This window comes from Pseudomonas sp. ICBG1301 (genome assembly GCF_016918385.1).
Taxonomy (GTDB): Bacteria; Pseudomonadota; Gammaproteobacteria; order Pseudomonadales; family Pseudomonadaceae; genus Aquipseudomonas; species Aquipseudomonas palleroniana.
Genome location: NZ_JAEKGB010000005.1, coordinates 14,198 through 28,278, shown reverse-complemented (window position 1 = coordinate 28,278; position 14,081 = coordinate 14,198). Strand labels below are relative to the sequence as shown.

14 protein-coding genes are annotated in these 14,081 nt (G+C 60.4%); 13 read left to right on the top strand and 1 reads right to left on the bottom strand.

Translation table 11 applies throughout. The features are described 5' to 3' along the window. Nucleotide 1: 1 nt before the first annotated feature. The 7 genes from JBE38_RS13055 to ispD all read left to right on the top strand — a co-directional run bounded on the left by JBE38_RS13055 (nt 2) and on the right by ispD (nt 7,801). Nucleotides 2-949, top strand: coding sequence for an acetyl-CoA carboxylase carboxyltransferase subunit alpha (locus tag JBE38_RS13055; RefSeq protein WP_060754049.1), 948 nt, complete (start codon nt 2-4; stop codon nt 947-949). 162 nt (nt 950-1,111) lie between these two features. Beyond that, the gene (tilS, locus tag JBE38_RS13050) at nt 1,112-2,431 is read left to right on the top strand and encodes a tRNA lysidine(34) synthetase TilS (protein ID WP_205344420.1); all 1,320 of its coding nucleotides are present in this window, start codon (nt 1,112-1,114) and stop codon (nt 2,429-2,431) included. Nucleotides 2,432-2,704: 273 nt separating this feature from the next. Further along, a complete protein-coding gene (locus JBE38_RS13045) occupies nt 2,705-4,336 on the top strand; it encodes a CTP synthase (RefSeq protein WP_060754051.1) in 1,632 nt (543 codons plus the stop codon). Nucleotides 4,337-4,341: 5 nt separating this feature from the next. Beyond that, nucleotides 4,342-5,187 (top strand): 3-deoxy-8-phosphooctulonate synthase, encoded by an 846-nt coding sequence (kdsA, locus tag JBE38_RS13040; RefSeq protein ID WP_060754052.1) that lies wholly within the window; start codon nt 4,342-4,344, stop codon nt 5,185-5,187. A gap of 157 nt (nt 5,188-5,344) precedes the next feature. Then, nucleotides 5,345-6,634, top strand: coding sequence for a phosphopyruvate hydratase (gene eno, locus JBE38_RS13035; RefSeq protein WP_060754053.1), 1,290 nt, complete (start codon nt 5,345-5,347; stop codon nt 6,632-6,634). 184 nt (nt 6,635-6,818) lie between these two features. Next, nucleotides 6,819-7,097 (top strand): cell division protein FtsB, encoded by a 279-nt coding sequence (gene ftsB, locus JBE38_RS13030; RefSeq protein WP_057723188.1) that lies wholly within the window; start codon nt 6,819-6,821, stop codon nt 7,095-7,097. After that, the gene (gene ispD / locus JBE38_RS13025) at nt 7,094-7,801 is read left to right on the top strand and encodes a 2-C-methyl-D-erythritol 4-phosphate cytidylyltransferase (RefSeq protein WP_205344419.1); all 708 of its coding nucleotides are present in this window, start codon (nt 7,094-7,096) and stop codon (nt 7,799-7,801) included. Before ftsB ends, ispD begins: the two co-directional genes overlap by 4 nt. 113 nt (nt 7,802-7,914) lie before the next feature. Here ispD and JBE38_RS13020 read toward each other — a convergent pair whose 3' ends face one another. Further along, entirely contained in the window at nt 7,915-8,811 is an 897-nt protein-coding gene (locus tag JBE38_RS13020; protein WP_205344418.1) for a LysR substrate-binding domain-containing protein, read from the bottom strand. A gap of 108 nt (nt 8,812-8,919) precedes the next feature. On the opposite strand from JBE38_RS13020, the gene JBE38_RS13015 reads away from it, so the two are divergent. Genes JBE38_RS13015 through JBE38_RS12990 form a run of 6 tightly spaced genes read left to right on the top strand, consistent with a single transcriptional unit; the run spans nt 8,920 to nt 13,883 of the window. Then, nucleotides 8,920-10,032: an S-(hydroxymethyl)glutathione dehydrogenase/class III alcohol dehydrogenase gene (locus JBE38_RS13015; RefSeq protein WP_010212435.1), complete on the top strand. Its 1,113-nt coding sequence runs from the start codon at nt 8,920-8,922 to the stop codon at nt 10,030-10,032. An 8-nt stretch (nt 10,033-10,040) separates the two neighbouring features. Further along, nucleotides 10,041-10,886 (top strand): S-formylglutathione hydrolase, encoded by an 846-nt coding sequence (gene fghA / locus JBE38_RS13010; RefSeq protein ID WP_205344417.1) that lies wholly within the window; start codon nt 10,041-10,043, stop codon nt 10,884-10,886. A gap of 54 nt (nt 10,887-10,940) precedes the next feature. After that, a complete protein-coding gene (gene ispF / locus JBE38_RS13005) occupies nt 10,941-11,414 on the top strand; it encodes a 2-C-methyl-D-erythritol 2,4-cyclodiphosphate synthase (protein WP_060754057.1) in 474 nt (157 codons plus the stop codon). After that, complete coding sequence (gene truD / locus JBE38_RS13000; protein WP_205344416.1) at nt 11,411-12,469, top strand: tRNA pseudouridine(13) synthase TruD; 1,059 nt, start codon at nt 11,411-11,413, stop codon at nt 12,467-12,469. Before ispF ends, truD begins: the two co-directional genes overlap by 4 nt. Further along, nucleotides 12,457-13,206, top strand: coding sequence for a 5'/3'-nucleotidase SurE (surE, locus tag JBE38_RS12995; RefSeq protein WP_060754059.1), 750 nt, complete (start codon nt 12,457-12,459; stop codon nt 13,204-13,206). The genes truD and surE overlap by 13 nt, the downstream gene beginning before the upstream one ends. A 41-nt stretch (nt 13,207-13,247) precedes the next feature. Further along, a complete protein-coding gene (locus JBE38_RS12990; protein ID WP_169850588.1) occupies nt 13,248-13,883 on the top strand; it encodes a protein-L-isoaspartate(D-aspartate) O-methyltransferase in 636 nt (211 codons plus the stop codon). The last annotated feature ends 198 nt before the right edge of the window (nt 13,884-14,081 follow it).

Here is a 14,081-nt window from a genome sequence, read left to right as displayed (position 1 = left end):
TATGAACCCGAATTTTCTTGATTTCGAACAGCCGATCGCTGACCTGCAAGCCAAGATCGAAGAACTGCGCCTGGTCGGCAATGACAATTCGCTGAATATCGGCGATGAAATCTCCCGCCTGCAAGACAAGAGCAAGACGCTGACCGAAGACATCTTCGGCAAGCTGACCAGCTGGCAGATCGCACGCCTGGCTCGCCATCCGCGTCGCCCATACACCCTGGACTACATCCAGCACATCTTCACCGAATTCGACGAGCTGCATGGCGACCGCCACTTCTCGGATGACGCCGCCATCGTTGGTGGTATCGCCCGCCTGGATGACCAGCCGGTCATGGTGATCGGTCACCAGAAAGGCCGTGAAGTCCGCGAGAAGGTGCGCCGCAACTTTGGCATGCCGCGTCCGGAAGGCTATCGCAAGGCTTGCCGCCTGATGGAAATGGCCGAGCGCTTCAAAATGCCGATCCTGACCTTCATCGACACGCCGGGCGCCTACCCGGGTATCGACGCTGAAGAGCGCAACCAGAGCGAAGCGATTGCCTGGAACCTGCGCGTCATGGCTCGCCTGAAAACCCCGATCATCGCGACTGTGATTGGTGAAGGGGGCTCCGGCGGCGCATTGGCCATTGGCGTTTGCGATCAATTGAACATGCTGCAGTATTCGACCTACGCGGTGATCTCGCCGGAAGGTTGCGCCTCGATCCTGTGGAAAACCGCAGAAAAGGCGCCGGACGCTGCCGAAGCCATGGGCATTACTGCCGATCGCCTCAAAGGCCTGGGTATCGTGGATAAAGTGATCGCCGAGCCATTGGGCGGTGCTCACCGCGACCCGGCTGCCGCTGCTGCGACCATCCGCGCCGAACTGGGTTCGCAACTGGCGATGCTCAAGAAGTTGGATAACGAAGCGCTGCTGACCCGTCGTTATGAGCGCCTGATGAGCTACGGCCTGTAAGATCGTCGCAATACTCAATGTGGGAGGGGGCTTGCTCCCGATTGCGGAGTGTCAGTCAATGGATCCAGTGACTGACCCACTGCTATCGGGAGCAAGCCCCCTCCTACATTTGCTTTGTGTATGCTGGGTTGTCGCATTCCAGTTTGATGGCGGTATTTTCCGATGAAGCCAGCGCTAGCCGCCAAACTCCTTCAAGCCCTTGCCCCGTGGCGCAATGCCCCGGCCTGGCACGTCGCTTTCTCAGGTGGGCTGGATTCCACCGTGCTGCTGCACCTTCTGGTCTCTTTGGCAAAAACCGAAACGTTCCCGACGCTCAGTGCCGTGCATGTCCACCATGGCCTGCAAGCTGCCGCCGACGCATGGCCCGGTCATTGCCAGTCGGTGTGCGACAGCCTTGGCGTGCCCTTGTGCGTCATGCGTGTGCAGGTCCGGCCCGGAGCGAGCCTTGAGCGCGCCGCCCGCGACGCACGTTATCAGGCGTTTGCCGAAGTCACGGGGGCAGGGGGGGTGTTGCTGACGGGCCAGCATCGCGAAGATCAGGCCGAAACCCTGTTGTTTCGCCTGCTGCGTGGGGCCGGGGTGCGTGGCTTGGCGGCAATGCCTAGCCATCGCCCTTTGGCTGGAGGCCATCTGCTGAGACCCTTGCTCGACGTATCACGCGTTGAGCTGGAAGCCTACGCCCATGAACATCAATTGCTATGGGTCGAAGACCCTTCCAATGCCGACCCGCATTTTTCGCGCAATTACTTGCGCCATCGCGTTTTCCCGACACTGACGCAGCGCTGGCCGCAAGCCGCCAGCCGCCTGGCCCGTACCGCCGAGCAGCTCGGCGAGGCCCAGGGGCTGCTGGACGACTTGGCGCGGATGGACTTGCAGGCCGCGGACCAACCTTCACCATTCCCCTGGCTGCCTTTACCGTCACTGGCCCTTGCACCATTGCGTGAGCTTTCCGACGCTCGCCAGCGCAACGCCTTGCGTCATTGGCTGACCCCGCTGACCCGTTTACCCGACAGTGATCACTGGGCCGGTTGGCATTCCCTGCGCGACGCCAAGCCGGATGCGCAACCTCTGTGGCGCATGGCCGATGGCGAGTTGCACCGTTGCAGCGAGCGCATCTGGTGGTTGCCGGGTGCCTGGGCGGAATTTTCCGACGCAACGTTGAGCTGGCCCGATCCGCAAAACCCACTAGAGTTACCCGGCAATGGCCGGCTGGAGTTGGTCGGCAAGGCGCCCGAAGGTCCTCTGGAGGTTCGTTATCGCCGGGGCGGTGAAGTGCTCGAGGTGCCGGGGCGAGGTCGCCGTGATCTGAAGCGCCTGCTTAACGAAAGCGCGCTGCCGGGCTTCGTCCGTGGCAGATTGCCGCTCCTGTATCGGGGCGAGCAATTGCTGGGTGGCCCCAGCGTCGCTGGACGCTGGGCAGTACCGAGTGAAGATTGGCAATTGCATTGGTTGCCACAGAACTGCGATCAAGGTTTGAGCTGATAGAGCCTTTCCGGTAGACTACGCTCCCTTCTTGATACAACTTCTGTGGATTCTCCTGAATCGCAGCAGTTGCCGATTACCAAGCAGTCTTTGCTGGGCGATTCCAAAAAATGTGTAGCGATCAACGTACCGGTGTTTCATTGCTGGTCTGTCACCACGCGGCGGTTTTTTTGAAAGGTGCACTGTGATTAATGCAGGTGATCGGGGGCTTCGGCCTTCCTTCGCTTTCCCCGGCGGCTCGGACCGCTTTAACGCAGACTTCTAGGGTTTTTCATGACGCGCTACATATTCGTCACGGGCGGTGTTGTTTCTTCATTGGGGAAAGGCATTGCCTCCGCTTCATTGGCGGCCATCCTGGAGGCGCGGGGGCTTAAAGTCACCATGCTCAAGCTGGACCCGTACATCAACGTCGACCCGGGCACCATGAGCCCGTTCCAGCACGGTGAAGTGTTCGTCACCCACGACGGCGCCGAGACCGACCTGGACCTGGGCCACTACGAGCGGTTCATCCGCACGACCATGACCCAGAACAACAACTTCACCACCGGCCGTGTCTACGAGCACGTGCTGCGCAAGGAGCGCCGTGGTGACTACCTGGGTGCAACCATCCAGGTGATCCCGCACATCACCGACGAAATCAAGCGCCGCATCATCAAGGGTGCAGGCGATGCCGACGTGGCGATGGTCGAGATCGGTGGCACCGTGGGTGACATCGAATCCCAACCGTTCCTCGAGGCGATCCGCCAGCTGCGTTTCGAAGTCGGCGCCAAGCGCGCGATGCTGATGCACCTGACCCTGGTGCCGTACATCGCCACCGCCGGCGAAACCAAAACCAAGCCTACCCAGCATTCGGTCAAGGAACTGCGTTCCATCGGCCTGCAGCCGGACGTGCTGGTGTGCCGCTCCGATCACCCTATCGACATTTCCTCGCGCCGCAAGATCGCGCAATTCACCAACGTTGAAGAGCGTGCGGTGATTGGCTTGGAAGACGCCGACACCATCTACAAGATCCCGGGCATCCTGCATTCGCAAGGCCTGGATGATTTTGTGGTCGAGCGTTTCGGCTTGCAGTGTGGCGGCGCGGACCTGTCCGAATGGGATGCCGTGGTCGACGCCAAGCTCAACCCCGAGCACGAAGTCACCATCGCAATGGTCGGCAAGTACATGGAACTGCTGGACGCGTACAAGTCGCTGATCGAAGCGATGAGCCACGCCGGTATCAGCAACCGTACCAAGGTCAACCTGCGCTACATCGATTCCGAAGACATCGAGAACCAGGGCACCGCGCTGCTCGAAGGTGTCGATGCGATCCTCGTTCCTGGCGGTTTCGGCCTGCGTGGCGTGGAAGGCAAGATTACTGCCGTGCAGTACGCCCGTGAGAACAAGGTGCCGTACCTGGGGATCTGCCTGGGCATGCAAGTGGCCGTTATCGAGTTCGCCCGTAACGTGCTGGGCTGGAAAGACGCCAACTCCACCGAGTTCGATCACAGCAGCGGCCATCCGGTCGTGGGCCTGATCACCGAGTGGGAAGATGCCACCGGCGCCGTTGAAACCCGTACCGAAACCTCCGACCTGGGCGGCACCATGCGCCTTGGCGCGCAGGATTGCCTGCTGGAGCCGGGCTCGCTGGTACACGATTGCTATGGCAAGGACGTGATCGTCGAGCGTCACCGTCACCGTTACGAGGTGAACAACAACCTGCTGCCGCAGATCAAGGAAGCCGGCCTGAAAATCTCCGGTCGCTCCGGTGACGGCGCGCTGGTTGAAGTGGTCGAAGCACCGGATCACCCATGGTTCGTCGCTTGCCAGTTCCACCCTGAGTTCACCTCGACTCCGCGTGACGGTCACCCGTTGTTCAGCGGTTTCGTCAAGGCAGCACTGACGCAACATCAGAAGAAGGCGTAACCCTGATGGCCCAGAAGATCATTCGCGTAGGCGACATCGAGATTGCCAACGACAAGCCCATGGTGTTGTTTGGCGGCATGAACGTGCTGGAAAGCCGCGACATGGCGATGCAGGTCTGTGAAGAGTACGTGCGGGTCACCCAGAAGCTGGGCATCCCCTACGTGTTCAAGGCCAGCTTCGACAAGGCCAACCGTTCGTCCGTGACCTCCTATCGCGGCCCGGGCCTTGAAGAAGGCATGCGGATCTTCCAGGACATCAAGCAAGCCTTCGGCGTGCCCATCATCACCGACGTCCACGAGCCTGAACAGGCTGCCGTGGTCGCCGAGGTGTGCGACATCATCCAGTTGCCGGCCTTCCTGTCGCGCCAGACCGACCTGGTCGTGGCGATGGCCAAGACCGGCGCGGTGATCAATATCAAGAAAGCCCAGTTCCTTGCGCCCCAGGAGATGAAGCACATCCTGAACAAGTGCGTGGAAGCGGGTAACGACCAGTTGATCCTCTGCGAGCGTGGCTCGAGCTTCGGCTACAACAACCTCGTGGTGGACATGCTCGGTTTCGGCATCATGAAACAGTTCGAATACCCGGTGTTCTTCGACGTGACCCACGCGCTGCAAATGCCCGGTGGTCGCTCGGACTCCGCCGGTGGGCGTCGTGCCCAGGTCACCGACCTGGCCAAGGCGGGCATGAGCCAGTCCCTGGCCGGCCTGTTCCTGGAAGCCCACCCGGACCCGGACAACGCCAAGTGCGATGGTCCTTGCGCCCTGCGCCTGGACAAGCTGGAGCCGTTCCTGGCCCAGCTCAAGCAGTTGGACGAACTGGTCAAGAGTTTTCCGACGGTAGAAACCGCGTAAGCACCGTTTCTCCGGTAGACTTTCCCTCGTTTTATGCTCAGGCCCGCGGGCCTGAGCCTTGTCGCCTGCAAGCCTGCCCCGTTGTTCCACCCTTGCGGTCGGTCAAAAGTTTTCCTTCAGCTGCGTCGTTTTCGTCAACTTTGGAGTGTTTACAACAATGGCAAAAATCGTCGACATCAAAGGTCGTGAAGTTCTCGACTCCCGTGGCAACCCCACCGTCGAAGCCGACGTGCTTCTCGATAACGGCATCATCGGTAGCGCCTGCGCGCCGTCCGGTGCTTCCACCGGTTCGCGCGAAGCGCTGGAACTGCGTGATGGCGACAAGAGCCGTTACCTGGGCAAAGGTGTACTGAAGGCCGTAGCCAACATCAACGGCCCGATCCGTGACCTGTTGCTGGGCAAGGATCCGGTGGACCAGAAAGCCCTGGATCACGCGATGATCAAGCTCGACGGCACCGAAAACAAAGGCAACCTGGGCGCTAACGCCATCCTCGCCGTGTCCCTGGCCGCTGCCAAGGCTGCTGCCCAGGACCAGGACCTGCCGCTGTACGCTCACATTGCCAACCTGAATGGCACTCCGGGTGTGTACTCGATGCCGGTGCCGATGATGAACATCATCAACGGTGGCGAGCATGCCGATAACAACGTCGACATCCAGGAATTCATGGTGCAGCCGGTTGGCGCCAAGACTTTCTCCGATGGCCTGCGCATGGGCACCGAGATTTTCCATCACCTGAAGGCTGTACTGAAGGCTCGTGGCCTGAGCACTGCCGTGGGTGACGAAGGCGGTTTCGCGCCAAACCTGGCGTCCAACGAAGATGCGCTGAAAGTGATCTCCGAAGCCGTGGCCAACGCCGGCTACAAGCTGGGCACTGACGTGACCCTGGCCCTGGACTGCGCAGCCAGCGAGTTCTATGAAGACGGCAAATACAACCTGTCGGGTGAAGGCCACGTATTCACTTCCGAAGGTTTTGCCGACTACCTCAAAGGTCTGACCGAGCGCTATCCGATCATCTCGATCGAAGACGGCCTGGATGAGTCCGACTGGGCCGGCTGGAAAGTCCTCACCGACAAGATCGGCGAAAAAATCCAACTGGTGGGCGACGACCTGTTCGTGACCAACACCAAGATCCTGAAAGAAGGCATCGACAAAAAGATCGCCAACTCGATCCTGATCAAGTTCAACCAGATCGGCACCCTGACCGAAACCCTGGAAGCCATCCAGATGGCCAAGGCAGCAGGCTATACCGCCGTGATCTCCCACCGCTCCGGCGAAACCGAAGACTCGACCATTGCCGACCTGGCTGTGGGCACCTCGGCGGGCCAGATCAAGACCGGTTCCCTGTGCCGTTCCGACCGCGTTTCCAAGTACAACCAATTGCTGCGTATCGAAGAGCAACTGGCGGGTAAAGCCAAGTACAACGGTCGCGGTGAGTTTCGCGGCTGATCGCTACTTGATGGTAAAGCATGGTAAAAAGTCGTTGGATTGCGTCGGAAAAACCACGATAGGGTGTTTTTCGACGCTAACCTGATGGCTATCTAGCACAAGCCTGGTCCTTCCAGGCTTCGTGCTATCAGTTGCTGCAAAAGTTTTACATGGCTGGCTTTTTTCACTGGATACCCGGATTTCGATGCGCAGTCCCAATTGGTTATTCCTCGTCTTGCTCTTGTTGCTGGCTGGCCTGCAGTACCGCCTATGGGTCGGTAATGGCAGCTTTGCGCAGGTAGAAGAACTGACCCAGCAGATTGCCGACCAGCACGCCGAAAACGAACGCCTGCTGGAGCGTAATCGCGTCCTTGACGCCGAAGTGCTTGAGCTGAAAAAAGGTACGGAGACCGTTGAAGAGCGGGCTCGTCATGAATTGGGCATGGTCAAGGAGGGTGAAACCCTCTACCAGTTGGCCCAATGAGTTACCGTCTACCGGCCTTCTGGGCCGTGATTCCTGCCGCGGGCGTCGGTGCCCGTATGGCCGCTGACCGTCCCAAGCAGTATCTGCAACTGGGCGGGCGCACCATTCTCGAACACAGCCTTGGCTGTTTTCTCGACCATCCATCGCTCAAGGGCCTGGTGGTCAGTCTTGCTTCTGATGATCCTTATTGGCCTGAACTGGCGTGTGCCGGCGACGCGCGTATCCATCGTGCGGACGGTGGCTCGCAGCGCTCGGGGTCGGTGCTCAATGCACTCTTGCAACTCAACGCCCTGGGCGCCAGCGACGACGATTGGGTGTTGGTGCACGATGCCGCGCGGCCAAACCTGAGCCGCGACGATCTCGACAAACTCTTGAGCGAACTGGCGGATGACCCGGTCGGGGGGCTGCTGGCCGTGCCGGCTCGCGATACCCTCAAGCGTGTCGACAAGCATGGGCGGGTGATGGAAACCGTCGACCGCAGCCTGATCTGGCAGGCCTATACCCCGCAGATGTTCCGCCTGGGGGCATTGCACCGTGCGTTGGCCGACAGCCTGGTGGCCGACGCCGTGATCACTGACGAAGCCTCGGCCATGGAATGGTCCGGCCAGGCGCCGCGCTTGATTGAAGGGCGTTCGGACAATATCAAGGTGACCCGGCCAGAGGATCTGGAGTGGTTGCGCTTACGCTGGGCTAATCGCAGGTAGGCCGCTGGCCTGCAGCGGCCCCATCGGGAGCAAGCCCCCTCCCACATTTGAAATGCATTCCAAATGTGGGAGGGGGCGTGTTTCCGATAGCGATAGGTTCAATCACTGATTGATCAACTGATGTACTCCGGCCTTTCAGCCAGCCCCGCCTTCAAGAAATCGACCAACTTGCGCACCTTCGGCGATAAGTGCCGCTGCTGTGGATACAGAGCCCACACCGCCGTATTCGGCGGCTGATGCGCCTCCAGCAATGACACCAGCGCGCCGCTGTGCAAATGCTCAAGCACGTAATAGTCCGGCAATTGGCACAACCCAACCCCTTGCAGCGTTGCATCCAGTACCGCCTGACCACTGTTGCAACGCCAGTTACCCTGCACCCGTTGAGAAAATTCGCGCCCGTCCTGAGCCAATTGCCAAATATCCGAGCTGCCGATCAGGCAGTTATGCCGACTCAATTCCGACAAGCTATGTGGCCGACCATACCTTGCAAGGTAGGAGGGCGACGCGCACAGGTACATGCGTCGGGGGGCCAGCCGACTGGCGACCATGCGCGAGTCTTGCAGGCGCCCCAGGCGAATCGCCAGGTCGAGGCCTTCGTGCACCAGGTCCAGTTGGCGGTTGGTCAGTTCAATATCCACGCGCAATTGCGGGTACAGCGCCATGAATCGCGTTACCAGCGGCACGATAAACCGTTCGCCGTAAGCCACCGCGCAGGTCATGCGCAACATGCCCTTGGGTTCACTGGTGAGGTCACCCACTGCGCGCAGGGCCTCTTCTCGACCGTCTTGTAGGCGCTGGCAGTGCTGCAGGAAGGTCTGGCCGGCTTCGGTCAGGGTGACCTTGCGTGTACTGCGATACAGCAACCGCGTTTGCAGCCGTTCTTCCAGGCGTGCCACCTGCCGGCTGATATGGGATGACGATACGCCCAGGCGCTCGGCCGCTGCCGTGAACTGATTGCATTCGGCGACGGCGACAAATTCATCGATGCCTTCCCAACGGTTTTCCAACATGTTGATTATCCCTGTACAGCAATAAAGTTTTGCTTTTGTCTGGATTATTCATCACCGGGCCATGTTTTACACTCACCGCCTCAGTTTTTAACCCATGGAGAAACCCGGATGATCAAGTCCCGCGCCGCCGTAGCCTTTGAAGCCAAGAAGCCCCTTGAGATCGTTGAAGTGGATGTGGCCATGCCCAAGGCGGGCGAGGTGCTGCTGCGCGTGGTCGCGTCCGGCGTGTGCCATACCGACGCCTACACCCTGTCGGGCGCTGACCCGGAAGGTATCTTTCCGTCGATCCTCGGCCATGAGGGCGGTGCGGTGGTTGAAGCCATCGGCGAGGGCGTGACCTCGGTGGCCGTGGGTGACCATGTGATCCCGCTGTACACGCCGGAGTGCGGCAAGTGCAAGTTCTGCCTGTCGGGCAAGACCAACCTGTGCCAGGCAATCCGCTCCACCCAGGGCAAAGGCTTGATGCCCGACGGCACTACACGCTTTTCCTACAAGGGCCAGCCGATTTTCCATTACATGGGTACCTCGACGTTCTCCGAGTACACCGTGTTGCCCGAAATCTCCGTAGCCAAGATCCCAAAAGAAGCGCCGCTGGAAAAAGTCTGCCTGCTGGGCTGCGGCGTCACCACCGGTATTGGTGCGGTGATCAACACCGCCAAGGTCAAGCCGGGTGACACCGTGGCGATCTTCGGCCTGGGTGGCATCGGCCTGTCGGCGGTGATTGGCGCGGTCAAGGCCAAGGCGGGTCGTATCATTGCGATCGACATCAACCCGGCCAAATTCGAAATCGCCAAGCAACTGGGCGCCACCGACTGCATCAACCCGAAAGACTACGATCGCCCGATCCAGGACGTCATCGTCGACTTGACCGACGGCGGTGTGGACTTTTCCTTCGAGTGCATCGGCAACGTGCAACTGATGCGCGCCGCCCTTGAGTGCTGCCACAAAGGCTGGGGTGAGTCGGTGATCATCGGGGTGGCCGGTGCCGGCCAGGAAATCGCCACCCGCCCATTCCAACTGGTCACCGGACGCGTCTGGCGCGGTTCGGCTTTCGGCGGCGTGCGCGGCCGTAGCGAGCTGCCAAGCTACGTGGAGATGGCTCAGACCGGCGAGATCCCGCTGGATACGTTCATCACTCACACCATGGGTCTGGAAGACATCAACAAAGCGTTTGACCTGATGCATGAAGGCAAGAGCATTCGTACCGTCATCCACTTTTGAGGTCGGCCATGAGTCTGGAGAACCTGTCGTGCCAGAAGAGCTTCGGCGGCTGGCATAAACGCTACAAGCATCATTCCGATGTCCTCGGCTGCGACATGACGTTCGCGGTCTACCTGCCGCCGCAAGCGGAGCAGGGCGGCAAGCTGCCGGTGTTGTACTGGTTGTCCGGGCTTACCTGTACCGACGAGAACTTCATGCAGAAGGCCGGCGCCCAGCGCATGGCCGCCGAGCTGGGGTTGATCATCGTCGCGCCGGACACCAGCCCCCGTGGGCCGGGTGTGCCCGGTGACCCGGACAATGCCTGGGATTTCGGCCTGGGCGCAGGCTTCTACCTCAATGCCACCCAGGAACCGTGGGCCAAGCACTATCGGATGCATGACTACGTGGTGCAGGAATTGCCGGCGTTGGTTGAAGCACATTTCCCTGCATCGGATAAACGTGGCATCAGCGGGCACTCCATGGGCGGGCATGGCGCGTTGGTCTGCGCGTTGCGCAACCCGGGACGTTACCTGTCGGTGTCAGCGTTTTCTCCGATCAGCAATCCGATGGATTGTCCTTGGGGGCAGAAGGCTTTCTCGCGTTATCTGGGCGAGGAGCGCTCGAAATGGCGTGAATGGGATGCCAGCGTGCTGATCAGCGAAGCGGTGCAAAAGCTGCCATTGCTGGTGGATCAGGGCGACCGCGACGATTTTCTCGCTGTGCAGCTCAAGCCTGAGGCCCTGATACAGGCGGCGAAGTTGGCCAACCACCCACTGGAGTTGCGCCTGCAGCCCGGCTACGACCATAGCTACTTTTTCATCGCCAGCTTCATCGAAGACCATTTGCGACATCATGGTCGTGCTTTGCTCGGTTAATGTGAGGCAAAAGTAGGTAGAATCACGCCCTGAATTAAATCGGGGCGTTTTTTTATGCGTATTGGCCACGGCTACGATGTGCACCGTTTCGCCGAAGGCGATTTCATCACCCTGGGTGGCGTGCGGATCGCGCACCACCATGGGTTGCTGGCTCATTCCGACGGCGATGTCTTGCTGCATGCCTTGAGCGATGCGTTGCTGGGGGCTGCGGCGCTGGGTGACATCGGCAAGCATTTCCCGGACACCGACCCTACTTTCAAGGGCGCGGACAGCCGTGTTTTGTTGCGCCATGTGGTCGGCCTGATCCACGCCAAGGGCTGGAAGGTCGGCAATGTCGACAACACCATCGTGGCCCAGGCGCCGAAAATGGCCCCGCATATCGAATCGATGCGAGCGTTGATCGCCGCTGACCTGAACATTGAACTGGATCAAGTGAACGTGAAAGCCACCACTACCGAAAAACTCGGGTTTACCGGTCGTGAAGAAGGCATTGCGGTGCACTCCGTTGCGTTGTTGCTGCGCGCATGAACGACCTGAAATTGCTGGGCCCACGGGCCTATGGCGAGGCGTTGGGCCGCGCTGTACTGAAGGCGACGGCTGAAGACTTCCAGGTCGACGAAGTGCTGGATATCCCGCTGACGGGTGACGGCGAGCACCTGTGGTTATGGGTGGAAAAACGCGGCCTGAATACTGAGGAGGCGGCCCGACGCATTGCCAAGGCGGCTGGCGTGCCATTGCGCACCGTCAGTTATGCTGGCCTCAAGGACCGTCAGGCGTTGACTCGCCAGTGGTTCAGCGTGCAATTGCCGGGTAAGGCCGACCCGGATATGAGCGGTGCTGAAAACGACACCCTCAAGATTCTCAAGATGACCCGCCACAAGCGCAAGCTGCAGCGCGGCGCGCATTCGGCCAACGGCTTCACATTGCGCCTGACACAACTGGAGGGCGATACCGCCGCCATCGATGCGCGCTTGCAGTTGATTGCGTCGCACGGCATTCCCAACTACTTCGGTGCCCAGCGTTTCGGCCATAACGGCGGCAACGTAGTGGACGCTCGTGAGTGGGCGGCGCGCAAGGCCCTGCCGGAGCAGCGCAATGTGCGCTCGCGGCTGCTGTCCACGGCGCGCAGCTTCCTGTTCAACAAGGTGTTGGCTGCGCGCGTTGCGGACGGTTCCTGGCAGCGTGCCCAAGTGGGCGACCTGTTGGCGTTTACCGACAGTCGCAGTTTTTTTCCGGCGGGGGAGGCTGAATGCAGCGATCCGCGCCTGGCCATTCTGGACCTGCACCCGACCGGGCCGCAGTGGGGCGAGGGTGACTCGCCCGCCACGGGCGCGACCTTTGCCTTGGAGCAGGCGGTCGCCGCCGAGGAAGCCGATCTGCGTGACTGGCTGGTGAATGCCGGTATGAGCCAGGAACGTCGCATTCTGCGACTGCCCATTGGCGGGTTGACGTGGCATTATCCCGCACCTGACATTCTGCAATTGGAATTCGTCCTGCCGGCCGGATGCTTCGCCACTGTCTTGGTGCGCGAGCTTGTTGATCTGGTGCCGGTGGGGCCGACGGACAACCCATGCGTATTCTGATATCAAACGATGACGGTGCCACCGCACCCGGTCTTGCCGCGCTCTATGGTGCGCTGCAGGATTACGCCGAGTGCGTGGTGGTCGCCCCGGATCAGGACAAGAGCGGCGCCAGCAGTTCGCTGACGCTCGACCGTCCGCTGCACCCGCAGGTTCTGGCCAATGGCTTTATCAGCGTAAACGGTACTCCCACCGACTGCGTGCACCTGGCGATCAACAGTTTGTTGGATCAAGAGCCGGATCTCGTGGTATCGGGCATCAACCTCGGTGCAAACCTGGGGGATGACGTGCTGTATTCCGGCACCGTGGCGGCGGCCCTTGAGGGGCGTTTCCTCGGTCGGACTTCGTTCGCTTTTTCCTTTGCCTCGCGGCAACTGGATAACCTGTCGACCGCCGCCTACTTCGCACGCAAGCTGGTGGAGGCTCATGGGTCGCTGGAGTTGCCGCCGCGTACTGTGCTCAACGTCAACGTGCCCAATTTACCGCTCGATCATATTCGCGGCATCCAGCTCACTCGCCTGGGCCATCGTGCCCGTGCGGCGGCGCCCTTGAAGGTGGTCGATCCGCGTGGCAAGGAAGGGTATTGGATTGCCGCCGCCGGCGACGCCGAAGACGGTGGCCCCGGCACGGACTTTCATGCGGTGATGCAAGGTTATGTTTCGATTACCCCGTTGCAACTTGATCGCACCTTCAGTGATGCCTTCAGTAGCCTCGATGGCTGGCTTGAGGGGCTGCGTTGATGGCGCGTGAACAAGACGACCTGTTGCGCCGTGGCATCGGGATGACTTCCCAGCGTACCCGTGAGCGCTTGATCCAGCGCCTGTACGAAGAGGGCTTGTCCAATGCCCAGGTGCTGGAGGTGATCCGGCGTACGCCTCGGCACCTGTTTGTCGATGAAGCCCTGGCGCACCGTGCCTATGAAGATACCGCGTTGCCCATCGGCCACAACCAGACTATCTCCCAGCCCTATATGGTTGCGCGCATGAGCGAACTGTTGCTGGCGGCGGGGCCGTTGGACAAGGTGCTGGAGATCGGCACCGGTTCCGGCTACCAGACGGCGGTGCTGTCGCAGCTGGTGGAGCGGGTGTTCTCGGTGGAGCGCATCAAGGTGCTGCAGGACCGCGCGAAGGAACGCCTGGTGGAGTTGAACCTGCGCAATGTGGTGTTTCGCTGGGGCGATGGTTGGGAGGGCTGGCCGGCCCTGGCTCCGTATAACGGCATTATTGTCACGGCGGTGGCCACCGATGTGCCGCAAGCCTTGCTGGATCAACTGGCGCCGGGCGGGCGCCTGGTCATCCCCGTGGGTTCCGGCGAAGTGCAACAATTGATGCTCATTATCCGGGAAGACGAAGGCTTTTCTCGGCATGTCTTGGGTGCAGTGCGTTTTGTACCCTTGCTCAATGGCCCGCTGGCTTGATCATTTATTCGCGGGCAGTGAATTCTGTTGGCGGCGATGTGTCTTACGGCGGGGTCTATCGTGTCAACATGATCGGAAGCCGGAATTAAACAGGGTGGATTTTTCGTTTCATCCCTGTGCCGGTATCAATCCAATGCCCAGTTATACTTGCGTCATATTTCAGGCCTGGTACAGGCGTTAACGTTCAGCCACCACAAA